Source organism: Flavobacterium panici, from assembly GCF_024499525.1.
Taxonomy (GTDB): domain Bacteria; phylum Bacteroidota; class Bacteroidia; order Flavobacteriales; family Flavobacteriaceae; genus Flavobacterium; species Flavobacterium panici.
Map to the genome: position 1 here is coordinate 1,324,193 of NZ_CP100437.1, position 26,780 is coordinate 1,350,972.

The window sequence follows — 26,780 nt, forward strand, 5'->3', positions numbered from 1 at the left end:
CTTTTCACTTCAAAATTACTTATTAAAAAATTACCAGAATTTAACGTACAATGCTACGATAATCAGTAATGTAATTACAATTAAAACTGTTGTTTGTGGTTTTACTTTAAACATTTCAGAGTCTATTTCAAACGCTTTTGGATTTACTTTTGGTCCAGCAAAACTGATTCCAATCATAGCTAACATTGTAAAGAAGAATGATAATCCCATACAAATGTGGAAAGGAATTTCGAATGCACCTTTTCCATTAGGATAAGCCGTATATAATAAAGTTTCGTTTCCAAATAATGCCGGAGCATATTCGTTGAATAAAACCGATAAAACAAATCCTAAAATTACACCAACGATAGCTGCAGTTCCTGTAGTTCTTTTCCAGAACATACCAAGGAAGAACATTGCGAAAACTCCAGGGCTGATAAATCCGGTATATTTTTGAATGTATGTAAATCCACCAACACCGCCAATTCCTAAAAGGTCATTCCATGTAAATAAAACAGCCAAAAGCATGGCAGCGAAAACAGCAATTCTACCAATGTTTACCTGTTGTTTTTCACCTGCATTTTTTTGAATGTATTTTTTATGTACGTCTAACGTATAGATTGTTGAGATACTGTTTACTTTTCCTGCTAATGATGCTACGATTGCAGCCGTTAAAGCAGCAACAGAAAGTCCTTTTAATCCAGTTGGTAAGAAAGTCAATACAGCAGAATAAGCACCATCTTTTCCTCCAACTAATTGAGGTAAATGTCCGTTTTGGTATAAAACATAAGCAGCAATACCAGGAAGCATTACGATTAATGGCATTAATAATTTTAGCATACCAGCAAATAAAATTCCTGTACGGGCAGTTTGTAAATCTGCACCAAGAGCTCTTTGCGTAATGTATTGATTACATCCCCAGTAGTTTAAGTTGATAATCCAGATACCGGCAAGGTAAGACATCAAACCAGGGAAAGTCAGATATTTATCGATTTCAAGCTGTGATGAAGTTGCAGTTGGTTTTGGAATAATCATTTTAAAGTGCTCAGGAGCTTCTGTCATTAATACTTTGAAACCTTCAATTGCACTGCTGCTTATTCCTAGCTTTTCTCCAACAGTTACTAAAGCGATATAAGAAGTTACCAATCCACCAATAATTAATACAGCAACCTGAATAACGTCTGTATAAGCTACAACCTTCATTCCTCCAAGAGAAATAAACAGGGCAAAAACCGCTAAACCAATCATAATAACGTGAAGATATTCTCCTCCCGCAAGACCGTTAATAGCAACTGCACCTAAATATAGAATAGAAGTTAAGTTTACAAATACATATAAAAACAACCAGAAAACAGCCATAATCAACGCAGTCGATTCGTTATAACGTGTTTTTAAGAATTGAGGCATAGTATATATCTTATTTTTAAGATACACCGGAATGAACCAAACGGCTACAATAATTAAGGCAACAGCAGCAAGCCATTCATAAGCAGCAACGGCGATTCCTAAAAAGAAACCTTCACCACTCATCCCGATGAATTGTTCTGCGGAAATGTTTGATGCTATTAATGATGCTCCGATTGCCCACCAGGTTAAATTTCCTTCGGCAAGAAAATAAGCTTTAGCATCGTGCTCATCTTGTTTACGTTTGCGATAAACAGTGTAACCGTAGACAGATACTACGATAAAATAAATAATAAAAACCGCATAATCTGCGAGAGTGAGGTTCTGGTTCATTGTTAATAGTATTTTAGATAATTAGTATAGGTAATTGTTTAAGTTAAAAACTGAAATTAATATTTATGTGGTTTAATGTGTTTAAAAATGAAATATGTGTTTTTATTCTGTTATTTTTTTATTAAAACAAGAACGAAAGCCAAATTTAAAATAAAAACTTAAAAAACAATCATTTTAAATGTGTTATTTACATTTATAAACAAATAATTCTGTTAAATTTTCAAATTCCAAGCTTTCAGCGTAAAATTTTAGTTAATTTTTACTGCATTTTTATAATGCACTTCAGCTTGTTGTCTTAAAATTTCGGCACTTTTCTCCGGAGTAATATCTCTTTGCGATTCTCCCATCATTTCGTAACCCACCATGAATTTTTTTACAGTTGCAGAACGAAGCAATGGCGGATAAAAATGCATGTGGAAATGCCATTCCGGATGATCAAAACCATCTGTTGGTGCTTGGTGAATTCCAGACGAATATGGAAATGAAGTGTTGAATAAATTATCGTATTTGATCGTTAATTGCTTTAAAATTTTGGCGTAAGCCGAAACCTCTTCAGCCGTAAAATCAGTGATTTTGCTGATGGCTCTTTTGCTTACAATCATAGTTTCGTAAGGCCAGATTGCCCAAAACGGAACTAATGCCACAAAATGTTCGTTTTCGATAACGATACGGCTTCCTACTTTTAATTCGGCTTGAACGTAGTCTTCTAATAAAGTTCTGTGGTTTTTATCAAAATACGATTTTAAGCTGTTATGTGTTTTTTCAACCTGAGTTGGCAATGAAGACTGAGCCCAGATTTGTCCGTGCGGGTGCGGGTTACTGCAGCCCATAACACTTCCTTTATTTTCAAAAATCTGAACGTGGTTGATGTATTTTATATTTCCTAAATCTGTATATTCTTTCTGCCAGGTTTTTACAATATTTTCAATGTCTGAAACTTCCATTTCCGGAAGCGTAAGATCGTGTCTTGGAGAAAAACAAACCACTCTCGAAATTCCCTGTTCTGGTTTTGCCTTAAAAAATGTGTGCTTAATATCTTCTTCAAAAATAATTTCATCCTGTTTTAAAGCAGCAAAATCATTGTCGAAAACAAAGCTGTTTTTGTATGCAGGATTACTTACTCCGTTTGCACGAACATTTCCCGGACATAAATAGCACTCGGGATCGTGTTTAGGAAGTGATTCTGTCGAAATGGTTTCATTTTGTCCCTGCCACGGACGTTTTGCACGATGAGGTGAAACCAAAACCCATTCATTAATTAAGGGATTAAAACGTCTGTGGGGATCTTCGTTAATGTCAAAATTTTTCATTGTGTTGTGTCGGTATTAAAGTAATGTTGTTCCGTTTGAGATTTTTACATCATAAAATTTTAATTCAATCCCAAATGTATCTAAATAAAGATTTGAAAACTTACTTTTTACCTGATTTTCATGTCCTTTTTTTATTAAATTTATAGTACAGCCTCCAAAACCGCCTCCCATAACGCGAGAACCAATAATGGCATCATCTGCTTTTGCAGTGTCTACAAGCATGTCTAACTCAGCGCAGCTTACTTCATATTCCTGGGATAAACCATAATGCGTTTCAAAAAGCAATTGTCCTAAAAGTTCAATATCTCCATTGTCCAGCGCTTCGCAGGCTTTTATAACCCGGTTGATTTCTTTTACAACAAAATGAACCCTTTTAAAAACAGTTTCGCTCATTTTATCCTGAATACTTAAAAGCTGTTCTTCAGAACAATCTCTGAAACTTTTTACTTCAGGAAAATTACTTTTAATTATTGCTAAACCTTGTTCACACTCAATTCTACGCGTGTTATACTCCGATGTAAAAAGAGAATGTTTTACATTACTATCCATTAAAATCAATGAATAATCTTTAAAGTCAGCATTGTGATATTCAAAATCCAGCGTGTTGCAATCTAATTTTATAACCTTATTTTCAAGACCGTGAACGCTCGAAAACTGATCCATAATTCCGCAGTTAATTCCAACCCAGTGTTCTGCCTTTTGTCCTAATAATGCTATATCAACTTTTTCAATTTTTAAATCAAAAAGCTGTTTGATTCCAAATAAAGTTCCACATTCTAAAGCCGCAGAAGAAGACAATCCGGAACCAACCGGAATATTACTGCTAAAAACACAGTTGAAACCTTCAAACGAATATCCGTTATCCTGCAATTGTTTTATAACACCGCGAATATAATTTGTCCAGACAACATCGCTCAGTTTTACTTCCTGAGTTAAATCAATTTCAAATTCTTCATTTAAATCAATTGCGATTACTTTCGATTTCTTTGAATTGTTTTTTTCAAATGCAAAACAAATCACTTTATCAATTGCAGCCGGTAAAACAAAACCGTCATTGTAATCAATATGTTCTCCAATAATATTAATTCTTCCCGGAGAAAGCACCACTTTTTCTGGCTTCGAGCCAAATGATTTCTCAAAAAAAGCAGTCGTATTTTGTATTAAAATATCATTCATTATAGTGTAATTGGTTCGTTGTTTTTTAGTTTATATTTTCAAATTTATAAACGGTTTTCTGATTATATTCTTCGCCTTTTTTCAAAACAGAATTTGGAAAATGTGCGTGGTTTGGAGCGTCTGGAAAATTTTGAGTTTCAAAACAAATGCCGCTTGTTTTATGGTAAATCACATCATTTTTTCCTTTTAAAATATCAAAACAGTTTCCGCCCACATATATATGTACACTTGGCTGATTTGTGTAAACACTCATTTTTAAATTATTTTTTGAGCTCGATAAAACCGCCACCGCATTTTTTGTTGGTTCAATTACAAAAGAATTATCGATTGAAGCCGGACAACTTTTCGCAGCTCTAAAATCAAATTCATGATTTGTAAGATCTATAAATTTTCCGGTTGGAATATTTTCGTGATTCGTCTCTACTATTTTTTCAGCATCAATAAAAACGGTCTGATTCAAAACACTTCCTTCGTGTCCGTCCAGATTAAAATAACTGTGATGCGTTAAATTTATAATCGTATCTTCTGTTGAAACTGCTTTATAATATAATTTCAGTTCATTTTCTTCTGTCAAAGTATAGGTCAAATCAACATGTAATTCTCCAGGATAATTTTCCTCTAAATCTTTACTTATAAGACTAAAAGTTATTGAAGGATTTTCGCCCAAAGTTTGATTGGTAACGTTCCACACTTTTCTTCCAAAACCATTATTTCCGCCGTGAAGGGAATTTCCGTTATTGTTTTTGGCCAACTCATATGTTTTTCCATTCAATGAAAAAGTTCCTTTATTAATTCTTCCCGCATAACGTCCAACCGTTGTTCCAAAATAAGGAGCACTTGGCAGCAAATAAGATTCCAAATAAGAAGAGACAGAATCAAAACCTAAAACCACATCAACAAGGTTTCCGTTTGAAACAGGAACTTGTAAAGACGTTACGGTCGCTCCATAATTTGTAATCTCGACTTTCATACCATTTTTATTCGATAATTCTAAAGAAAGAATTTCGTTATTATCTGGGGTGAAACCAAAGGATTTAGAATTATAAGTTTCCTTTAAATGCGATTTATGTTTTATTTCCATGTAAATTTTGCCAAAAGTGAAATTCAAAAATAGAAACATTTCTTTACTTTTGCATACCAGTACCTACCAGTTTTTGTATATTGCACAAAATTTCTCTTTTCCTATGAATATAATTTCGATTCAAAATAACATTGGTCTGCCAAAATATAAGCAGATAATTCTTTCAATAGAAAAAGCAATTGAAGAAGAAAAATTAGTAAAAGGCGACAGGCTTCCGTCAGTAAATAAAGTCTGTCTGGCGTTTTCATTATCGCGCGATACCGTTTTGCTGGGCTATGAAGAACTCAAAAAAAGAGGAATTATTTATGCCATTCCCGGAAAAGGATATTACGTTAAAAGCGTTGAAATCACTATAAAACAAAAGATTTTTTTACTTTTTGATGAGCTTAATATTTTTAAGGAAGATATTTATAACTCGTTTTTAAACAACATTGGAAAAAATGTTCAGGTGGATATTTTCTTTCACCATTTCAACAGCCAGGTTTTTCAAAAGCTGATAAACGACAGCAACGGCAATTATACCAAATACATTTTGATGCCCACAAATTTAAAAGATATTGTTGCTTCGATAAAAACCCTACCAGTAGGTGACGTAATTATACTGGATCAGACTAATCCTGATTTGAAAATATATCCGGCCATTTATCAAAATCACCAAAAAGATATTTTTGAAGGATTGCAAAGAGGTAAAGAGCGATTACGCAAATACAAAAAACTGATTTTGATTTTTCCTGGTTTTCGCGAACCGCTGGGAATGAAATTGGGTTTTGAAGATTTTTGTGCCGAATATAATTTTGAATCGGAAGTTATTGCTGAATTTACCAACAGAGAAATTTCCGAAGGAGATTTATACATAATTCCGAATGATCGTGATTTAGTTCGTGTAATCGAAAACGCCAGAGATAAAAATTTAAAACTCGGAGCTGATTTTGGAATTATATCTTATAATGAAACACCTTTGAAAAAAATTGCAGCCAACGGAATCACCACTATTTCGACACATTTTGAAGCCATGGGAAAAATCCTCGCCGAAATGGTTCTTAAAGGAAAGAAGGAACAAATAGAAAACAAATCATCGTTAATTATGCGAAATTCTTTGTAATGAATTGATAAAGAATTTTAGCAAAATGATTGTTTATATCACAGTAAAAGAGCTTTTTGTTTGAAAAATCTAATAGTAAATTAATAAAAAACAATTTCTTGTTTTTGAAGATATATTTTGCTTACATTTGCAAATGTGAATTTTACACTTATTAATTTGTTTTAGGGGTTAGTGTTCATAATAACCGCTAAAAACAAGGTTAAAAAGATATAAATAATTTTGTTTATTTTTTTAATAGTAGTTTTATTGAAGAAAAAACCCTGAAAATTGTGGATTTCAGGGTTTTGTTTTTTTATAGTAAATAGCCACAGATTAAAAAGATTCACACAGATTAAAAAAATCATTTTAATCCTTTTAATCTGTGGCTAAACTTAAAACGTATAATCTGCGGTATCTGCAAAATCTGCGTGAAAAACTTTATTCAGTTTTCCAGAAAAAAATTAAGATTAGTCCAAATCCGTAAAATCCGTGGGCTAAACTTTTCTTATAAATTCAGTACAAAATCATTAAGTAATTTCTCTTCATACTTCTCTTTATTAAAAGTATACAGATAAGATCCTTTTCTGGATGACTGCATATCTTTTTCTTCCAATTTATTCAGGATTTCAAGAGAATTTATTTTACTGATAAAGTTTCTCTTATCTAATTCTTTGCTTAAAATCGCTTCGTACAATTCTAATAGCTGACGCATAGTAAACTTTTCCGGCAGCAATTCAAATCCAATTGGTTTTATCGAAGTTTTATAACGAAGTCTTTTTATCGCATTTTGAACCATGTCATTGTGGTCAAAAATTAAATGCGGTGCCTCGTTTATAGGAAACCATTCAGCATGATAATTTTTAATTAATTCTTCGTTGTGGTTTTCGATATTAATCAAAGCAAAATACGAAACCGAAATTGTTCTTTCGACAGGGTCACGATCAATCTCACTGTAAGCATATAACTGCTCCATATAAATATCGTTAAGACCTGTATATGTATTTAAAATTCGGATAGCCGCATCGTCTAAAACTTCATCACGTTTTAAAAACCCCCCAATTAAAGACCATTTTCCCTTTTCAGGTTCAAAGTCCCTTTGAATTAAAAGTATTTTTAAACCGTCACTGTCGAATCCAAAAATAATACAATCTACCGCTAGTAAAACCTTATCGGCAGAGCTATAACTGTTTAGCATATTCAATATTTTATTGGTAAAGATATAAACTTCCTCAATTGTTTCATAATTTATTAATGTAGATTTTACACTTACAATAATAACACTTCAAAAATAGAGTTAAAAAAATCACTTTTTGAACAAAAATAACATTCATTTTTCTTTTTTAAGATTTTTTTAATTCAAAAACAGGATAATACAGGACAGTTTTTTGAAAAAAAGTTAAAACCACCAATTGTTTAAATAGGTTTTTATTTACAAAAATAGCAATTAAATTGTGTTTAAATAATTAAAAAACAACTCATTTATATCTTTTTTTAATAAGGCGTTTTTTTGATTAAAAAGTGGCTTTTTGACTAAAAGTGTACTTTTTACACAATTAACGCATCAAAAACGTTTCTTTTTTTGAAATAAATAGCAATTTTTTAAATGTTATAAATACACTTAAATTACGATATATGTTTTTTTTCAGATGTTTTTTTGTCATATTAATTTGTTTTTGCGCATTTTTTTTATTTAAATTTACAAATGTAAGATTAACACTTATTAACTAACCACAAAACCAACCTTAAACAAACCAGTATGATAACAAACCAACAATTAATTTTTTACTGCAATTTTTTATTGCCAAAAAAAGACTGGATTTTAGCAATTTGCATGCTAATTTTTTCTGTTAATCAAATGTCGGCTCAAGGCAAAACGATTAGCGGAGTTGTTACTTCGGCACAAGACAATCTGCCTTTGCCGGGCGTAAACATCATGATAAAAGGAACCAAAACAGTTGTCACAACTGGATTTGACGGAGAGTATACGATTAAAGCATCTTCTACAGATGTTTTAGTTTATTCATTTATAGGATTTCAAATTCGTGAAATCCCGGTAGCAAATCAATTAAAAATAGACGTAGCCTTAAGCGAAGACACAAACAAATTAAATGAAGTTGTGGTTATTGGTTACGGAACACAAAAGAAATCAGACTTAACAGGTTCTGTAAGTGTTGTAAACTTAGAGTCGGCAAAAAAAACAGTTACTTATGATGCGGCAAAAATGCTTCAGGGACAAGTTCCGGGCGTAACCGTACAATCATCAGGAGAGCCGGGAGGTTTTGTCAATATCAAAATTAGAGGGATAACTTCCTTTACCAATAATAATCCGCTTTTTGTAATTGACGGAATTATGGTAGATGCTCCGTATGATTTTGCTCCGGGAGAAATAGAATCTATGCAGGTTTTAAAAGATGCCTCTTCGGCAGCAATTTATGGTGTTCGTGGTGCAAATGGAGTCGTAATTATTACCACAAAAAAAGGGAAAGCAGGCCGAATGGACGTGAAATTCAAATCGATCGTAGGACTTCAGAATGTAGCTAAAAAATGGGATGTTACAGATCGTGAAGGTTACCAAAAAATTACCAGTGAAGCCGAAAGAAACAGAGATATTAGAGCGGGTGTTCCGGTAAGTATTGCACCGGGAAATGATCCAAACAGCCCTTCTTATATCACAAATGTAAACACAGACTGGCAAAAAGAAGCTTTACAAACGGGAGTTATACAAAATCAGGCGCTTACACTTAATGGAGGTGCAGAAAACATAGCCTATAGTTTTAATGTTGATTATTTTAAAAATACCAGTTATGTTAAAACCCCTCAGGATTATGAGAGATTGTCTACTAATTTGAATTTGAACGGAAAAAAAGGAAAATTCAAGTATGGTGTAAAAATAGGCTACACACAATCTGATAAAGAAATTTTTAATGAATACAATGCAGGACAAACGGTTATCAGTGACATATTAGGAGCAGTTCCAACAATGCCGGTTTATGATTCTAACCGATTGGGCGGATACGGCGGTACGGATAATTTAACACAAAGAGCGATTTCGATGAATCCAATTGGATATAATAATCTAATTGAGAATAATGGAAAAAGAAACCGTTTCCTTGGTGATGTATGGGGAGAAATTGAAATCGTAAAAGGATTAAAATATAAACTCGATGTAAGTTACGACAGAACCGACTGGCAAAACAGAAAATTTATTCCGCCAAGTGATTTAGGATGGTATTATATCACCACAAATGACGAAGCTTCCTTAGATATTTCTAACGGAAATGAATTAAGAACGTTCCTGAATAATTTACTGACTTATGAAGTTACGCTTGGAAAACATAAACTAGACGCTCTTGCCGGATGGATTCAGGAAAGAAGAGAAAATTACAATCACTGGTCAAGAGGCGTAGGTTTTAAACCGGGCGAAATAAGCATGATGCAGTACGCAGATTCCAGAGATGCAGGTGAGTACAAGTTTACGATAACGGGAATTTCATATATCAGCAGATTAAATTATTCTTATGATGACAGATATTTGCTTCAGGCTAATTTTAGACAAGATAAAACTTCTCTATTTAGTGAGATCAATAATTCGGCAAACTTCTACTCTTTTTCTGGAGGATGGAAAATCAGCAACGAAAAATTCATAACCTTACCAAAATGGATCAGCAATATTAAACTTCGCGGTGGTTATGGTACATTGGGAAATAATACAATTCCGCAATACTTTTTTGCTTCAACAGTAAACAGTTTCGCCGGATACGATTTCAACAACGAACTGGCACCGGGTACAACCGTAGTAAGTTCTCTTGACCCAAATGTAAAATGGGAAAAAACAAGCAGTAACAACATTGCTTTAGAACTTGGTTTTTTTAATAACGACTTACAATTTACAGCAGAATATTTTTCTAAAAAAGTAACAGATATCTTAGTTACGGTGCCGCTGCCGTTTTCTACAGGAGCTTTTCCGGCAAGTATTTTTACTAATGCAGGAGACATGAAAAATCATGGTTTAGAATTTACAGCATCATATAGTAATCATCATCATAAATTTAAATATGATATCTCAGCCAATTTTGGAACACTGAAAAATGAAGTTACCAAAATTGGAGTGAATTCAAATCCGCTTTACGGAGCAGTTTCTAAAACAGAAGTTGGAAGATCTGTGGGTGAACTTTTTGCATGGGAAGCGATTGGTATTTTCCAAAATGCGGCTGAGGTTGCGGCTTCTCCAACACAAACCGGAGCGGCTCCCGGAGATATTAAATTTAAAGATGTAAACGGCGACGGCGCCATTACAGATGCCGACAGAACTTTTCAGGGTGTAACAATTCCTAAATATGGTTTCGGAGTGAATTTTAGTGCTTCTTATGCCAATTTTGATTTCTCCATGTTCTGGCAGGGCAGCGGCGGAAATAAAATTTTCAATGCCATGTACCGTAATTTGATGATTGGACAATATACAAACCATCACACAGACGAATTAAATTATTGGACGCCATCCAATACAAATACCAACGTTCCGGCTCCGGTTATTGGTGATCCAAACGGAAATTCAAGAGACTCAAACAGATTTATTGAAAGCGGGGATTATGTAAGACTGCAAACAATGGAATTAGGGTATAACATTCCGTTAAAAGATAAATTTATTCAAAGCGCTAAGGTTTACATCAATGGGCAGAACTTATTAACGATCACGAAATACAAGGGTTACGATCCTGATTTTAATAGTGACGGACTACTTTCAAGAGGATATGATGCAGGATCTTTTCCAAATCCAAGAACTATTTCTTTGGGTGTTGAAGTAAATTTTTAAACGAGCCTAACCAACTAAAAACGTATTAAAATGAAATATAAAATATTTAACTATATAGCGGTTTTCTTTTCACTGGCTGTTGTAACAACAAGCTGTGTTGACGATGAAGATTTGACCCAACTCGACCCAAATAATGATGCAGTAGATTCTTTTTGGAAAACAGATCAGGATGCACTTGAAGGAATTAATGCCGTATACGGAAGTTTATTGACAGATGGAACGTACATGAGAAGTACGCCATTATTATTAGATGCAAAAGCCGATGATTCTCGCACAAACAGCCCTTGGCCATCTATGTACAACGTTGGACATTTTAACTCCAATGTAGCCGACGCAGCCATTTACGGATGGGCTTTTGAAACTTATTATCAGGGGATTTATCGTGCCAATCAGGTTTTAACCAATGTTCCTGATATTCAATTTGAAAATGAAGCACTCAAAAACAGAATTTTAGGCCAAGCCTATTTTTTAAGAGGATTGTATTTGTTTCATGCAGTAAATATGTTTAAAAATGTACCAATTCCTTTAGACGTTGAGGTATATCATCCGCAGAAATCAAATGAAGAAGGCTGGGCTCAGGTTATTGCCGATTTTAAAACAGCCGCCGAATTACTGCCTAATTCTTATGTTGGCGTTACAGGTCCGGATGCAGGTCAAAAAGGACGCGCAACAAAAGGAGCAGCTTTAGGATATTTAGGAAAAGCCTATTTGTTCACTAAAGATTTTACAAATGCCAGAACGACTTTTAAACAAGTGATTGATTTAGGAGTTTATTCTTTAGTTTCAAACTATCGGGACAATTTTACAACAGCAAACGAAAACAATTCAGAATCCCTGTTTGAAGTACAATTTAGCAGAGATGCCGGCGGTGTTGATTTAGGCTGGGGCGGTGCACCTGCATCTGGCTGGGGGAAAACATCTGCACGTGCCATTACGTATGCACCAAGAGCTTTTGGATGGACAGATGTACAGCCAACATGGGCCTTATTTAATGAATTTCAAGAAGAAAAAACAAAAACTGGAGACGTTGATCCGCGTTTAGATGCCACAATATTTTACAATAAACCCGGAACAAAATTATACGGAAGAGATTTTGCGGCTTTTTATGCCTCAAGCCCAGGAGATTTAAACGATTTGTTCTGTAGAAAATATCAAAATTCTGATGGAGAATTTGCAGACGAATACGACTGGCGTTCTGGAATTAACGAAAGATTGTTAAGATACGCCGATATTCTTTTAATGTATGCTGAAACTTTAAACGAAACAGGCGATACTCCGGGAGCATATACATACATTCAAATGGTTAGAAACCGAGTAAATCTGCCCGATTTATCAGTTACAAAACCGGGAATGAACCAAGACCAGATGAGAGAACAAATCGGGCACGAAAGATTTTTAGAATTTCCATTGGAAGGCCACCGTTTTGATGACATACGCCGCTGGGGTTGGCTTCAAAATCCAACAAAATTAGCATGGCTGAAAACAAGAGACGCCGAGTTTAATTCGTATACAGCAGGACGTGAATATTTCCCAATTCCGCAGTTAGAAATGGATAATAATCCGGGAACAAAACAGAATGACAGTTATTGAGTTTTCAGTTCTTAGTCACAGTTCACAGTGAGACTGGGACTGAGACTGTAAACTGAAAACTGTGACTAAAAATAAATTTTGAGTTAGTTAGAATACCTAATATCATGTGAAGAATTCAAAATCTTCACATGATATTCCAACATTAAAAACCTATGAAAAAAGCACTATTAATTACATTTCTTATCGCCTTTTGTCAGGCAGGATTCTCCCAAAGCACAGTTGTTACTATAAAAAATAATGCTGATGCGCCTACAATCAACAAAAATATCTACGGTCATTTTGCCGAACATTTAGGACGCTGTATTTACGGAGGTTTTTTTGTGGGAGATACATCAAAAATACCCAACACAAAAGGAGTCAGAAATGATATTATCGCTGCTTTAAAAGATCTAAAAATTCCAAATTTAAGATGGCCCGGAGGATGTTTTGCCGATACCTATCATTGGAAAGACGGAATTGGCCCAAAAGAACAAAGGCCTACAATTGTAAATCAATGGTGGGGCGGAGTAACCGAGGATAACAGTTTTGGAACACACGACTTTTTAAACCTTTGTGAAGTATTGGGAGCAGAACCGTATTTATCAGGAAACGTAGGCAGCGGAACCGTTCAGGAATTATCAGACTGGGTTCAGTATACCAATTTTGGAGGCAAAAGTCCAATGAGTGATTTGCGTAAAAAGAACGGAAGAACAGAACCTTGGAAAGTAAAATTCTGGGGAATTGGAAACGAAGCCTGGGGCTGCGGTGGAAACATGACTGCAGATTATTACGCTGGCGAATACCGCAAATTCACCACTTTTATGTCAGATTGGAATAATTCAGGCGGAATTACCCGCATTGCATCTGGAGCAAACAGCAGCGACTACAACTGGACAGAAGTCTTAATGAAAAATATTCCGTTAAATATGTTAGGCGGAGTCGGCGTTCACCATTATGCCGTAATTGATTGGGGTAAAAAAGGAGACGGAGTTAATTTTTCTGAAGAAGAATATTTTAAAACCATGCAGTCTGCCTTGAAAATGGAAGAACTCGTTACCAAACATGCAGTCGTAATGGATAAATACGATCCAGAGAAAAAAGTGGCTATGGTTGTAGATGAATGGGGCGGATGGTACGAAGTAGAAAAAGGAACAAACCCAGGATTTTTATATCAGCAAAACACGATGCGCGATGCCGTTTTAGCCGGAGCAACTTTAAACATTTTCAATAATCATGCAGACAGAGTTCGTATGGCAAATTTGGCACAATGTGTAAATGTTCTGCAAGCCGTAATCCTTACCGATAAGGCTAAAATGATTGTAACGCCAACCTATCATGTAATGAAAATGTACAGCGTTCATCAGGATGCAAAATTACTGCCAATCACTTTTCAGTCGCCATTGTATACCGTTAAAGGAGAAACACTTCCTGCGGTATCCGTTTCAGCATCAAAAGATAAAAACGGAGCCGTTCATATTTCAGTAGTCAATGTTGATGCTAAAAATAAAAACAAAATAGAAATCGACACCAACGATCTTGGCGTTAAAAACTTTACAGCAACAGTTTTAACATCAGCAAAATTGCAGGATTACAATTCATTCGATGCACCAAACAAAATTGTACCAACAGTTTTTAAAGGTTTCGAAAACAAAAAAGGAAAACTTGAAATCACGATTCCTCCTTTCTCAGTAATTGTTTTAGAAGGAAAATAAAAGATAAAAAAGATGAAAAAATCAAATTCCATTTTAAAAATTGTTCCTTTCATCGGGTTTTTGGTGATGGCAGTTTTATCAAGCTGCTCCAAAGATGATCCGGCGTTAGAAACTCCTACTCCGCCCGTAGTCGTAGATCCGCCTGTGGTTACGCCGGCTTTTCCCGGGCCTACTTATGCAGATAATTATACGGCAATAGCAAGCTGGGGAAACAGAACACAATGGAATTTAGCCAACGTACATGATCCATCCGTTGAAAAATCGGGAGAATATTATTATATGTACCAAACAGATGCTTCTTATGGAAATGCTCATGACGGAAACGGACATTTTTTCTACAGAAGATCAAAAGATTTAATCAATTGGGAATTTATGGGATCATCAATGACTCAGGCTCCGGCTTGGGTAAAAGATTCCTTAAATAATAAAAGAGCCAGAATGAATCCGGCACTTCCTCCAATTGCAAACCCAAATTATGGATATTGGGCACCATGCGTTCGCAAAGTCGGGAACATTTACAGAATGTATTACAGCATTGTGGTAACTAATCCAATTACAGGAACAGACACCAATACTTCATGGACAGAACGTGCTTTTATTGGTTTGACCGAAACAAATGATTTAGCCTCAAACAATTGGACTGATAAAGGAATGGTAGTCTGCTCAGAACCAGACGGCGTAAAAAGTTACGTTCGTAACGGAGGAAACGATTGGGACGCTTATTTTAAATTTAACGCCATTGACCCAAGTTTTATCGAAACTCCAGAAGGCGATCAATACTTAATTTACGGTTCTTGGCATTCCGGAATTGCCGCTTTAAAACTAAATCCGGCAACCGGAAAACCAGACAAGTTAAAAACAATCGACGATTACGGAACCAGAATCGCCGGACGCGGAAATGTAAATACAAACCGCTGGCAGGCACTCGAAGGCCCTGAAATTATTTATAATCCAGATACACAATTCTACTATTTATTTCTGGCTTATGATGAATTATCCGTTGCCTATAATACACGTGTAGCACGTTCAAAAAATATTTTAGGCCCTTATGTAACCAACACCGGAATTAGCATTACCAATGGAGCAGAATGTTACCCGATGGTAACACATCCATATCAGTTTAAAAATCATACCGGCTGGGTTGGATTTTCGCATTGTGCCGTTTTTCAAAACCCAACAACCAAACAATGGTATTATGCATCACAGGCGCGATTGCCGGAAGGTGTTGCTGGAATCAACGTTTCAAATGCCGTAATGATGGGACATGTTCACGCTATTCAATGGACAGAAGACGGCTGGCCTGTTGTAGAGCCGGAACGCTATGCAGGAGTTCCAACAACTACAATTGCCGACGCAAGTTTAGTGGGAACCTGGGAACAAATTACAATGAATTACCAATATAAAACCATGCAAAAATCAGTTACGATTTATTTAACAGCAGATAAAAAAGTAAGCGGTGATGTAACCGGAACCTGGTCGTATGACGCGACTAAAAAAATTGCAACCATAAACGGAGTAAAATGCAACGTCATCGATGCTTGGGATTGGGAATCAGCAACAAGAAAAGTGACTTTAACTTATACCGGAATAAACAGCGCAGGATTAGCCGTTTGGGGAAAGAAAATAAATTAAAAACTCAATGAGAAAATTCCAATTTTTTAAAATCCCAAATTCCAAGTATTAAAGAATGGCCACAGATTAAAGGATTAAAAAAGATTAAAAAATCTGTGTGAGAAAAAATAAGCCACGAATTTCACGAATTTCCACAAATTTTAATTCGAGAAAATTAGTGCAATTCGCGGCAAAAAAATAAAGCCAAAGATTAAAAAGAAATCATTTTAATCCATTTAATCTGTGGCAAAAAATATAAAACTATATCACAATGAAGAATTTACTTAGAAGCTTATACATTTTATTCTTAATTGTTTCGTGCAAAAGCATTGCTCAGGTCGATTCGTCAAAATTTAATAATCCCATTATTAAAGATAAATACACCGGAGATCCCGCAGCATTGGTTTATAAAGACAAAGTGTATTTATACGCAGGTCACGACGAAGCACCAAATGATTTTCACTTTTATAAAATGAACGAATGGCTGGTATACTCTTCCTCTGATATGAAAACATGGGAATCACATCCGGTACCCTTAAAAGTAACCGATTTTAAATGGGCAAAAAGCGACGCATGGGCTTCGCAGGTAATCGAAAGAAACGGAAAATTTTATTGGTATGTAACAGTAGAACACGGTTCTGTAACCGGAAAGTCAATAGGTGTTGCCGTTTCAGACAGTCCGACTGGCCCTTTTAAAGATGCGTTGGGAAAAGCCTTAATTACAAATGACATGACCAAATTTTCCACTATAAGCTGGGACGATATTGACCCGACAGTTTATATTGATACTGACGGACAAGCGTATTTGTTTTGGGGAAATACCGCCTGTCATTACGCCAAATTAAAAGAAAACATGACCGAACTTGACGGTGAAATTCATCACATAGAATTACCGCATTTTACCGAAGCACCATGGATTCACAAACATAAAAACTGGTATTATTTGTCATACGCTTATGAATTTCCTGAAAAAATCGCCTACGCGATGAGCAAATCGATCAACGGCCCATGGGAATTTAAAGGAATTTTGAACGAAATAGCAGGAAATAGCAACACGAATCATCAATCGATAATTGAGTTTAAAGGACAATCGTATTTCATTTATCACAACGGAGCATCAATTCCCGACGGAGGAAGTTTTAGAAGATCAGTCTGTGTCGATAAATTATTTTATAACAAAGACGGAACGATGAAAAGAGTAATTATGACATCGGAAGGAATTCAATGATTAGTGTTCAGTATTCAGGTTTTTAGTAATCAGTCACAGTTTTCAGCCTCAGCTTATATGACCTAAAAACATTCAGATAAAACCAAACTTAAATTTACTTATATAACTTATATGGTTTACAAAAACATAAAATACGCACTTTCTATTCTAATCTTCTGGATTAGTTTAGTTTCGTTTGCACAGGAAATTGTAGTACACGATCCCGTTGTCATCAAACAAAAAGACATGTATTATTTGTTCTGTACCGGAAAAGGAATCAGTGTTTTTAGCTCCAAAGATTTAAAAAACTGGAATCCCGAACCACAAGTTTTCAAAGACAAACCAGTTTGGGCAGACGGAGTTGCAGCCGATTTCAAAAACCATATTTGGGCGCCCGATATTTCATTTCATAACAACACTTATTATCTCTATTATTCCGTTTCGGCTTTCGCCAAAAATACTTCGGCGATTGGCGTTGCGACTAATACGACTTTAGATTCAAAAGATAAAAATTATAAATGGGTCGATCAGGGGATTGTCATTCAATCACAGCCAAATCGTGATATGTGGAATGCCATTGACCCGAATTTAATTTTTGATGAAAACAATACACCTTGGCTGGCTTTCGGTTCTTTTTGGGAAGGACTGAAAATGGTAAAACTAAATCCCGATTTAAAATCAATCGCACAGCCTCAGGAATGGCATACGATTTCGAAACGTAAAAGAACTTTTGAATTACCAGATTCCGATCCCGGAGACGGCGCACTCGAAGCTCCATTTATCTTTAAGAAAAACGGGTATTATTATCAATTTCTTTCTTGGGATTTATGTTGCCGCGGAGAAAAAAGCACTTATAAAGTGGTCGTAGGAAGATCAAAAAATGTAACCGGACCTTATGTTGATAAAGACGGGAAATTATTGACAGAAGGCGGCGGAAGTGTAGTCGTTCAGGGCGATGAAAATTATTTTGGTGCAGGCCATAACAGTGTTTATACGTTTGATGGTAAAGATTATATTTTTTACCATGCCTACGAAAAGAAATCCAACGGAACGCCAAGATTAGTAGTAAAAGAAATGCAATGGGACGCCGATTTTTGGCCGATTTTAAAATAGAATAATTAATAAAATGAAAAAATATACTTTCACTTTAATACCGGTTTTTATCTCATTTTTCGTTTTGATTTCCTGCAAAGAAACCAAAAACGATGTGGTGCAGTCTGCTAAAACTTCGGCTTTAAAAGCAGGTTACGAAATAGAGCCTGTTAATATTCAAAATGTAAAATTGACAGATTCATTTTGGCTGCCTATTATCAAAAGAGTGCAGGAAGTTACGATTGCATACGCCATTCAAAAATGTAATGAAGAAGGCCGTTTCGACAATTTCTTAATCGCCGGAAAACAAAAAAAAGGAGAAGTTCGAGGGCAAATGCCTTTTGACGATACTGATGTTTATAAGATTATCGAAGGTGCATCAAACACTTTAATTTCTGCTCCAAATCCGAAATTGGAAAAAGTACTCGATTCCTTAATTGCCATTGTAAAAATTGGTCAGGAAAAAGACGGTTATTTAACCACATGGAGAACCATAAATCCTGCAAAACCGCCAGCACCTTGGGTTCCTGTAATTGAAGGAAAACGGTGGGAATCATTGCAAATAAGCCACGAATGCTACAACGCAGGACATTTAATAGAAGCTGCCGTTGTACATTATGAAGCAACAGGAAAAAGAAATTTTCTTGATATCGCCATCAAAAATGCCGATTTATTAGTGAAAACTTTTGGCGATAAACCCGGTCAGGTAAAAGGAGTTCCGGGACATCAAATTGTAGAAACGGGTTTGATAAAATTGTATCAAATTACCGGAAAAGAAGATTATTTAAAGTTAGCAAAATACTATTTAGACAATCGCGGAAATCCAAACAATCATAAATTATATGGCGAATATGCACAAGATCATATTCCGGTAATTCAGCAAAATGAAGTCGTTGGTCATGCTGTAAGAGCCGTTTATATGTACGCAGGAATGACTGATATTGCTGCCATGACAAAAGACAAAGGTTATACCGATGCCGTAAATAATTTATGGAATAATATGATAAACAAGAAAATGTACATAACAGGCGGAATTGGCTCAAGACACGACGGAGAAGCTTTTGGAGCTAATTATGAATTGCCAAACTTAACCGCATACAACGAAACCTGCGCTGCAATTGGCGATGTATACTGGAACCACAGATTGCATAATTTATACGGAAAATCACAATATTTTGATGTGATCGAAAGAACTATGTACAACGGATTAATTTCTGGAATTTCATTAGACGGAAAAGAATTTTTCTATCCAAATGCCTTAGAAGCCGATGGCGTTTTTAAATCAAACAGAGGATCTTGTACACGTCAGGCGTGGTTTGATTGTTCTTGCTGTCCAACTAATTTAATTCGATTTATTCCGTCGATTCCGGGGCTTATTTATTCAAAATCAAAAGATGTTTTATATGTGAATTTATACGCGTCAAACAATGCCTCTTTCACTTTAGGAAAAACCGATTTACAGATTTCACAACAAACAGCATATCCTTGGAACGGAAAAATCACAATCTCAGTTAATCCGAAAAAAGAAAATCAGTTCACAATCAAACTTAGAGTTCCGGGTTGGGCAAGAAATGAAGTTTTGCCTGGAGATTTATATTCATATAAAAAAGCTTCAACTCAAAAATCAACAATTAGTTTGAATGGAGAAACAATAGAAATGCAGCCTGAAAATGGATATTATATCATTACAAGAAATTGGAAAAAAGGCGACAAAATCAACCTTAATTTCCCAATGGAAGTTCAGGAAGTAGAAACGAATTCAAAAGTAGAAACTAATAAAAATAAAGTTTCTTTAGAATACGGGCCAATCGTTTACGCCGTAGAAGAAATCGACAACAAAACCAATTTCGACAAAATAAATGTAGCGTCTGAAGATACTTTCAAAGTAAAAAAAGAAGCCAATTTATTGCAAGGCGTAAATGTCATAGAAAATTCAAAATTCAAAGCAATTCCATATTATTCTTGGTCAAATCGCGGAGTTGGGAAAATGAAAGTTTGGTTGGACTATAAGAACTAAGATTCTATTCCTGCAAGGTTTCCAAAACCTTGTAGGTTTAATTTTTAAACTTGAGGAACTTAATAATACCTACAAGGTTTTGGAAACCTTGCAGGAGAACAAAAAATTAAAAATCCGTTTTTATCCGCATCCTCTGCGTGCCATAAAAACATAAACATAAAAAAATGAAGCCCAATTTAATTACCAAAATTACCCTTTGCGGAGCGTTACTGACAAGCATGTATACATCGGCACAAAAAAACAATCTTGAGGTTGATGCATCCAAAACCATCACGAAAATTCAGCCGACGATGTACGGAGTGTTTTTTGAAGACATCAATTTTGCTGCCGATGGAGGTTTGTACGCCGAAATGATTAAAAACAGATCATTTGAATTTTTGTTTCCAATGATGGGATGGAATGAGCCAAACAGCGATCGTCATAAATTAAACCAGCAATCTGGAATTGCAACTGTAATTCAGTATTCACAAAAAGGGACAAACCACAATTATTGCCGAGTTACGATTAACGATGCTAATGGTTATCAATTGGTAAACGAAGGCTTCAGAGGAATGGGAATCAAGAAAGATTTGAAATATAATTTGACTTTAAAAGCAGCCAAAATTTCAGGGAATATTTCGAAAATCAAATTCCAGTTTATAGATAAAGACAACAAAGTTTTGGGAGAAACTTATGTTGATCCAACATCAAAAGACTGGTCAAATTATACGGCACAACTAACATCAAACGCAACTGAAGCTAAAGCAAAACTCAAAATTACTTTTGAAGGAAACGGAGTAATCGATCTGGATAATATTTCATTATTTCCAGAAGATACCTGGGCAGGAAGAAAAAACGGACTTCGTAAAGATTTAGTACAATTATTATACGATTTAAAACCGGGATTTTTACGATTTCCGGGAGGCTGTATTGTGGAAGGAAGAACTTTGGCAGAACGTTATCAATGGAAAAAATCAGTAGGAAAAGTTGAAGAAAGAGAAACTGCAATTAACCGTTGGAATATGGAATTTGCACACAGACCGGCACCGGATTATTTCCAGAGTTTTGGTTTAGGTTTCTTCGAATATTTCCAACTTTCAGAAGATATTGGTGCTTCTCCGCTTCCCATTTTAAGCTGCGGAATGGCTTGTCAGTTTAATACGGGACAATTAGTTCCCATGGATCAGTTAGATCCTTATGTGCAGGACGCTTTAGATTTAATCGAATTCGCAAATGGCGGAACAGAAACCGCTTGGGGAAAAGTTAGGGCTGATATGGGACATCCAAAACCATTCAACTTAAAATTCATTGGAGTTGGAAATGAACAATGGGGACCAGATTATATCGAGCGTTTTAAAGTTTTTCAAAAAGCTATCAAATCAAAATATCCAAACATTACTATTGTGTCTGGTTTAGGACCATTTCCCGACGGAGATTTTTATGATTACGGCATGAAAGAATTGAAGCAGTTAAATGCAGAAATTGTTGACGAACATTACTATAAAGACCCGGCTTGGTTTCGTAAAAATGTAACACGTTATGATAATTATGACCGAAAAGGGCCAAAGATTTTTGCCGGAGAATATGCAGCGCAAAGTGTAGCGATTGCAAGTCCTGATAATAAAAACAATTGGGAATGTGCATTTTCTGAAGCCGCTTTCATGACCGGAATGGAACGCAATGCTGAGGTTGTTCAATTAACATCTTACGCACCTTTATTAGCTCACGTTGAAGGCTGGCAATGGACGCCGGACATGATTTGGTTTAATAATTTACAATCGTACGGAACGCCAAATTATTATGTTCAAAAGTTATTTTCTAATAATAAAGGAACAGATTTAATCAACATTACAAAAGAAGGAAAAGCGGTTACAGGACAAAATGATTTGTTCGCCTCAGCAGTAAAAGATGTGAATTCTAAAGAAGTAATTCTGAAAATTGTGAATGCTTCTGCAACGGCTCAAAATACTTCAATTGATATAAAAGGAGCAAAATTAGATTCAAAAGGAATGGCAATAATCTTAAAAGGAGACGGAATAAATGACGAGAATTCTTTTGAGTCTCCAACTAAAATTAGTCCAAAAGAAAGTGAATTTAAGGTGAACGGAAGTAAGGTTCAATATGATTTTCCGGCATACTCTGTTACCGTTTTGAAAATTAAGATGAAATAATCGCAATGTAATAAATGTAACACTAACATTTATTTTTTGTTTTGGTCTTAAACCCTTGTTTTGATGCATTATTTGTAAAAATTCAGGAGCCATATTTTATTAAGTGTTTTTTGTACACTTATAAATTATTTATAATTATATTTGTCATTATTTAAAATTAATTTCGAATGAAAAATTACGTAATAGGATTAGACTACGGAACAGATTCTGTTCGTGCGGTGCTTATTGATACTGAGAATGGACAGGAATTAGCATCTAATGTTTCTCATTACAAAAGATGGAAAAACAAGCAATATTGTGACGCTTCTATAAATCAATTTCGTCAGCATCCTTTGGATCATATTGAAGGATTGGAAATCACAATTCAAACCGTTATAAAAGAAAGTAAAGTTGACCCGAAATTGGTTCGCGGAATTTGTATCGACACAACAGGATCTTCTCCGGTTCCGGTTACAAAAGACGGAACTCCATTAGCATTGACGAAAGGTTTTGAGGAAAACCCAAATGCAATGATGGTTTTATGGAAAGATCATACAGCAATAAATGAAGCAAACGAAATCAACGAACTGGCAGTAAGCTGGGGCGGAGAAGACGTTACGAAATATGTGGGCGGAATTTATTCATCAGAATGGTTTTGGGCAAAAATCCTGCATATTGCAAGACAAGATGAAGCGGTTAGAAATGCAGCGCATACCTGGATGGAGCACTGCGATTTAATGACGTATTTATTAATTGAAGATAAAGATTTAAAAACTTTCAAAAGAAGCCGTTGCGCAGCAGGTCACAAAGCAATGTGGCACGCAGACTGGAACGGACTTCCACCAGTTGAATTTTTAGAAAAATTACATCCGTATCTAGCACAGCTTCGCGGAAATTTATATGATGAAACCTATACATCTGATTTATCAGCAGGAAATTTAAGCAAAGAATGGGCAGACCGTTTAGGACTTTCGACAGAAACAGTTGTAGCTGTGGGAACTTTCGATGCACATTCCGGAGCTGTTGGAGCTAAGATTGGAGAAAATACTTTAGTCCGCGTTATGGGAACTTCAACCTGCGATATTCTGGTTGGTTCTTATGATGAAGTAGGAACAAAAACTGTTCGCGGAATCTGCGGGCAAGTTGATGGCTCTGTAATTCCGGGATTTATTGGTTTAGAAGCTGGACAATCTGCTTTTGGAGATTTATTGGCTTGGTACAAAGAATTATTGCTTTGGCCTACAGATCATTTATTAGGTTCTTCATCTGTTTTAAATGATGCTCAAAAAGAACAATTAAGAGAAGAATTCAGTGATAAATTAATTGTGGAGTTGACTAAAGAAGCAGAGAAAATTCCAGTTTCAGAAAGTCTTCCAATTGCTTTAGACTGGATCAACGGACGCAGAACTCCAGATGCTAATCAGGAATTAAAAAGTGCGATTTCAAATCTTTCTTTAGGAACAAAAGCACCACATATTTTCAAAGCTTTAGTAAACGCAATTTGTTTTGGAGCGAAGAAAATTGTAGATCGTTTTGAAGAAGAAGGCGTAAAAATTGATAGCGTAATCGGAATTGGAGGCGTTGCTCGTAAATCTCCTTTTATCATGCAGACTTTGGCAAATGTTTTAAATAAGCCAATTAAAATTGCGGCTTCAGATCAGACTCCGGCTTTAGGAGCAGCAATCTATGCAGCCGTTGCAGCAGGAATTTATCCAAATGTAATCGAAGCAAGCCAAAAAATAGGAAGTGATTTTGACGGAGAATATTTCCCTCAATTAGATAAAGTGGCAGCGTATCACAAACTGCTTTTGGGATACGAACAATTAAGTGCTTTTGCAGATCCAAACCTTAAAATATCGGAACATGAGCTCTCTTTATAAAGATTTAAAACAGGAATGTTACGAAGCCAATATGCAGTTAAATGCATTGAATTTGGTGGTATATACTTTTGGAAATGTGAGTGCCGTGGACAGAAAAAATGGTGTTTTTGCTATTAAACCAAGTGGTGTTCCGTATGAAGATTTAAAACCGGAAGATATCGTAATTGTCGATTTTGACAACAACATTATTGAAGGCACAATGCGTCCGTCATCAGACACTAAAACGCATGCTTATTTATATAAAAACTGGCCAAATATTGGCGGAGTTGCACATACACACGCAACCTACTCTGTTGCTTGGGCACAGTCGCAAAGGGATATTCCAATTTTCGGAACAACACACGCTGATCACTTGACTGCTGATATTCCGTGTGCTCCGCCAATGGCAGATTCTCTTATTGAAGGAAACTACGAACACAATACCGGAATTCAGATTTTGGATTGTTTCAAAGAAAAAAATCTTTCCTACGAAGAAGTAGAAATGGTTTTGATAGGAAATCACGGTCCATTTGCATGGGGAAAAAATGCAGCAAAAGCAGTTTATAATAGTAAAGTTTTGGAAGTAGTGGCTGAAATGGCGTACCTCACTTTGCAAATAAACCCAAACGCACCAAAATTAAAAGATTCATTAATAAAGAAACATTACAACCGTAAACACGGAAAAGATTCGTATTACGGACAGTAAGGATTTTAGATTTTAGATTAACGATTTTAGATTTAGGATTGAAATCTGAAACAAAACAAAATAATAAAATAACAATTCAAGCTTTTTAGGTTCAACAACCTGAAACCTGAAACTTGAAACAAAATAAACAAAACAATGATTGATATATCTCAAAAAGAAGTATGGTTTGTAGTAGGGAGCCAGGAATTATACGGTGAAGAAACATTAAGAAAAGTAGCGGAACATTCTCAGATAATTGCAAAAGGATTAGATGCTTCATCTTCAATACCAGTAAAAGTGGTTTATAAAGATGTGGTAAAATCGCCTTCGCAGATTTTAGATGTTTGTTTAGCGGCGAATTCTACTAAAAACTGTATTGGAATTATTGCCTGGATGCATACTTTTTCACCGGCAAAAATGTGGATTGGCGGATTAAATATCCTAAAAAAACCATTATGCCATTTGCATACACAATACAATGCTGAAATTCCGTGGGGATCTATCGATATGGATTTCATGAACCTGAATCAATCAGCTCACGGAGATCGTGAATTTGGTTTCATTATGTCAAGATTGCGTAAAAAACGTAAAGTGGTTGTTGGACATTGGGAAGATCAAAGAGTTCAAAAACAATTAGGAATCTGGTCAAGAGTCGTTTTAGGTTGGGATGAACTTCAAAATTTAAAAGTAGCTCGTATTGGAGATAATATGCGTGAAGTTGCCGTTACAGAAGGTGATAAAGTGGAGGCTCAAATTCGTTTTGGCGTTTCAGTAAACGGATATGATTCTTCAGATGTAACGAAACATATTGAAAAAGTATCGGATAAGGAACTAAACGATTTATTAGCCGTTTACGAACAATCATATACTTTAACGGATTCTTTAAAAGAAGGCGGAGCACAAAGGATTTCTTTAGTTGAAGCTGCAAAAATCGAACTAGGATTAAGAGCTTTCCTTGAAGAAGGAGGTTTTGGTGCTTTTACAGATACATTCGAAAATCTTGGTGTTTGGAAACAATTACCGGGAATTGCTACACAAAGATTAATGGCCGATGGTTACGGTTTCGGTGGAGAAGGAGACTGGAAAACCGCTGCAATGGTGAGAGCTTTAAAAGTAATGAATATTGGGCTTGAAGGGGGAACTTCTTTCATGGAAGATTATACGTATCATTTTACACCACAAAAATCATATGTTTTAGGATCACACATGTTGGAAATTTGTCCATCTATTGCCGATGGAAAACCTTCTTGCGAAGTACATCCTTTAGGAATTGGTGGAAAAGAAGATCCTGCACGTTTGGTATTTAATTCGCCTGCAGGGGATGCAATTAATGTTTCTTTAGTTGATATGGGAACTCGTTTCCGTTTAATTGTAAACGAAGTTGAAGCAGTTAAACCAATGGCTGAATTACCAAAATTACCAGTTGCAAGAGTTTTATGGGATTGTAAACCAAACCTTGAAATTGCTGCAACAGCATGGATTCTTGCCGGAGGAGCGCATCATACCGTTTACAGTCAGTCATTAACAACAGAATATATGGAAGATTTCGCTGATATTGCCGGAATCGAATTATTGGTTATTGATGAAAAAACTACAGTAAGAGAGTTTAAAGATAAGATTAATGCCAATGAAGCTTATTTTCATTTGTTTCAGCATGGACTTTAATTGAAGTTGCAAAGGTTCAAAGAGGCAAAGGTTCAGAGTTTTTTGTACTTTTAACCT

General features: G+C 35.5%; 17 protein-coding genes. 12 read left to right on the plus strand and 5 right to left on the minus strand.

What is annotated here, in order from left to right:
- Positions 1-30 precede the first annotated feature (30 nt).
- From NLJ00_RS05970 to NLJ00_RS05985, 4 genes are all read right to left on the minus strand, one after another.
- Positions 31-1,716, minus strand: a complete 1,686-nt coding sequence (locus NLJ00_RS05970) for a sodium/sugar symporter (RefSeq protein WP_256636569.1) — start codon at positions 1,714-1,716, stop codon at positions 31-33.
- Between the two features lie 248 nt (positions 1,717-1,964).
- Positions 1,965-3,026 carry a UDP-glucose--hexose-1-phosphate uridylyltransferase gene (locus NLJ00_RS05975; RefSeq protein WP_256636570.1) on the minus strand — a complete coding sequence of 354 codons (1,062 nt, stop codon included), beginning with the start codon at positions 3,024-3,026 and terminating at the stop codon, positions 1,965-1,967.
- A 15-nt stretch (positions 3,027-3,041) separates the two neighbouring features.
- Complete coding sequence (gene galK, locus NLJ00_RS05980; RefSeq protein ID WP_256636571.1) at positions 3,042-4,202, minus strand: galactokinase; 1,161 nt, start codon at positions 4,200-4,202, stop codon at positions 3,042-3,044.
- Between the two features lie 25 nt (positions 4,203-4,227).
- Positions 4,228-5,283, minus strand: coding sequence for an aldose epimerase family protein (locus NLJ00_RS05985; protein ID WP_256636572.1), 1,056 nt, complete (start codon positions 5,281-5,283; stop codon positions 4,228-4,230).
- Positions 5,284-5,386: 103 nt separating this feature from the next.
- On the opposite strand from NLJ00_RS05985, the gene NLJ00_RS05990 reads away from it, so the two are divergent.
- Positions 5,387-6,385, plus strand: a complete 999-nt coding sequence (locus NLJ00_RS05990; protein ID WP_256636573.1) for a GntR family transcriptional regulator — start codon at positions 5,387-5,389, stop codon at positions 6,383-6,385.
- Positions 6,386-6,869: 484 nt separating this feature from the next.
- Here the strand turns inward: NLJ00_RS05990 and NLJ00_RS05995 are convergent, their stop codons facing one another.
- A complete protein-coding gene (locus tag NLJ00_RS05995; RefSeq protein ID WP_053473033.1) occupies positions 6,870-7,559 on the minus strand; it encodes an NUDIX hydrolase in 690 nt (229 codons plus the stop codon).
- A 561-nt stretch (positions 7,560-8,120) separates the two neighbouring features.
- Here NLJ00_RS05995 and NLJ00_RS06000 point away from each other — a divergent pair.
- The 11 genes from NLJ00_RS06000 (at position 8,121) to araA (ending at position 26,723) form a co-directional block, all read left to right on the plus strand.
- On the plus strand, positions 8,121-11,177 hold the full coding sequence (locus NLJ00_RS06000; RefSeq protein ID WP_256636574.1) for a SusC/RagA family TonB-linked outer membrane protein: 3,057 nt from the start codon (positions 8,121-8,123) through the stop codon (positions 11,175-11,177).
- Positions 11,178-11,207: 30 nt separating this feature from the next.
- On the plus strand, positions 11,208-12,767 hold the full coding sequence (locus NLJ00_RS06005) for a RagB/SusD family nutrient uptake outer membrane protein (RefSeq protein WP_256636575.1): 1,560 nt from the start codon (positions 11,208-11,210) through the stop codon (positions 12,765-12,767).
- 152 nt (positions 12,768-12,919) lie between these two features.
- Positions 12,920-14,458: an alpha-N-arabinofuranosidase gene (locus NLJ00_RS06010; protein WP_256636576.1), complete on the plus strand. Its 1,539-nt coding sequence runs from the start codon at positions 12,920-12,922 to the stop codon at positions 14,456-14,458.
- Positions 14,459-14,470: 12 nt separating this feature from the next.
- Complete coding sequence (locus tag NLJ00_RS06015; protein ID WP_256636577.1) at positions 14,471-16,090, plus strand: arabinan endo-1,5-alpha-L-arabinosidase; 1,620 nt, start codon at positions 14,471-14,473, stop codon at positions 16,088-16,090.
- A gap of 250 nt (positions 16,091-16,340) precedes the next feature.
- Entirely contained in the window at positions 16,341-17,297 is a 957-nt protein-coding gene (locus tag NLJ00_RS06020) for a glycoside hydrolase family 43 protein (RefSeq protein ID WP_256636578.1), read from the plus strand.
- A 111-nt stretch (positions 17,298-17,408) separates the two neighbouring features.
- Entirely contained in the window at positions 17,409-18,389 is a 981-nt protein-coding gene (locus tag NLJ00_RS06025) for an arabinan endo-1,5-alpha-L-arabinosidase (protein WP_256636579.1), read from the plus strand.
- Positions 18,390-18,402: 13 nt separating this feature from the next.
- Positions 18,403-20,385, plus strand: coding sequence for a glycoside hydrolase family 127 protein (locus NLJ00_RS06030; RefSeq protein WP_256636580.1), 1,983 nt, complete (start codon positions 18,403-18,405; stop codon positions 20,383-20,385).
- A gap of 164 nt (positions 20,386-20,549) precedes the next feature.
- A complete protein-coding gene (locus NLJ00_RS06035; RefSeq protein ID WP_256636581.1) occupies positions 20,550-22,535 on the plus strand; it encodes an alpha-L-arabinofuranosidase C-terminal domain-containing protein in 1,986 nt (661 codons plus the stop codon).
- A 167-nt stretch (positions 22,536-22,702) separates the two neighbouring features.
- Positions 22,703-24,394, plus strand: coding sequence for a ribulokinase (locus tag NLJ00_RS06040; protein WP_256636582.1), 1,692 nt, complete (start codon positions 22,703-22,705; stop codon positions 24,392-24,394).
- Positions 24,378-25,079 (plus strand): L-ribulose-5-phosphate 4-epimerase, encoded by a 702-nt coding sequence (locus tag NLJ00_RS06045; protein WP_053472916.1) that lies wholly within the window; start codon positions 24,378-24,380, stop codon positions 25,077-25,079. The genes NLJ00_RS06040 and NLJ00_RS06045 overlap by 17 nt, the downstream gene beginning before the upstream one ends.
- Positions 25,080-25,214: 135 nt before the next feature.
- Positions 25,215-26,723 carry an L-arabinose isomerase gene (araA, locus tag NLJ00_RS06050; protein ID WP_053472915.1) on the plus strand — a complete coding sequence of 503 codons (1,509 nt, stop codon included), beginning with the start codon at positions 25,215-25,217 and terminating at the stop codon, positions 26,721-26,723.
- The last annotated feature ends 57 nt before the right edge of the window (positions 26,724-26,780 follow it).

Excerpts from the sequence above, each read along its gene's own strand:
- NLJ00_RS05970 (WP_256636569.1), bottom strand. The coding sequence starts at position 1,716 with ATGAACCAGAACCTCACTCTCGCAGATTATGCGGTTTTTATTATTTAT.
- NLJ00_RS05975 (WP_256636570.1), bottom strand. The coding sequence starts at position 3,026 with ATGAAAAATTTTGACATTAACGAAGATCCCCACAGACGTTTTAATCCC.
- galK (WP_256636571.1), bottom strand. The coding sequence starts at position 4,202 with ATGAATGATATTTTAATACAAAATACGACTGCTTTTTTTGAGAAATCA.
- NLJ00_RS05985 (WP_256636572.1), bottom strand. The coding sequence starts at position 5,283 with ATGGAAATAAAACATAAATCGCATTTAAAGGAAACTTATAATTCTAAA.
- NLJ00_RS05990 (WP_256636573.1), top strand. The coding sequence starts at position 5,387 with ATGAATATAATTTCGATTCAAAATAACATTGGTCTGCCAAAATATAAG.
- NLJ00_RS05995 (WP_053473033.1), bottom strand. The coding sequence starts at position 7,559 with ATGCTAAACAGTTATAGCTCTGCCGATAAGGTTTTACTAGCGGTAGAT.
- NLJ00_RS06000 (WP_256636574.1), top strand. The coding sequence starts at position 8,121 with ATGATAACAAACCAACAATTAATTTTTTACTGCAATTTTTTATTGCCA.
- NLJ00_RS06005 (WP_256636575.1), top strand. The coding sequence starts at position 11,208 with ATGAAATATAAAATATTTAACTATATAGCGGTTTTCTTTTCACTGGCT.
- NLJ00_RS06010 (WP_256636576.1), top strand. The coding sequence starts at position 12,920 with ATGAAAAAAGCACTATTAATTACATTTCTTATCGCCTTTTGTCAGGCA.
- NLJ00_RS06015 (WP_256636577.1), top strand. The coding sequence starts at position 14,471 with ATGAAAAAATCAAATTCCATTTTAAAAATTGTTCCTTTCATCGGGTTT.
- NLJ00_RS06020 (WP_256636578.1), top strand. The coding sequence starts at position 16,341 with ATGAAGAATTTACTTAGAAGCTTATACATTTTATTCTTAATTGTTTCG.
- NLJ00_RS06025 (WP_256636579.1), top strand. The coding sequence starts at position 17,409 with ATGGTTTACAAAAACATAAAATACGCACTTTCTATTCTAATCTTCTGG.
- NLJ00_RS06030 (WP_256636580.1), top strand. The coding sequence starts at position 18,403 with ATGAAAAAATATACTTTCACTTTAATACCGGTTTTTATCTCATTTTTC.
- NLJ00_RS06035 (WP_256636581.1), top strand. The coding sequence starts at position 20,550 with ATGAAGCCCAATTTAATTACCAAAATTACCCTTTGCGGAGCGTTACTG.
- NLJ00_RS06040 (WP_256636582.1), top strand. The coding sequence starts at position 22,703 with ATGAAAAATTACGTAATAGGATTAGACTACGGAACAGATTCTGTTCGT.
- NLJ00_RS06045 (WP_053472916.1), top strand. The coding sequence starts at position 24,378 with ATGAGCTCTCTTTATAAAGATTTAAAACAGGAATGTTACGAAGCCAAT.
- araA (WP_053472915.1), top strand. The coding sequence starts at position 25,215 with ATGATTGATATATCTCAAAAAGAAGTATGGTTTGTAGTAGGGAGCCAG.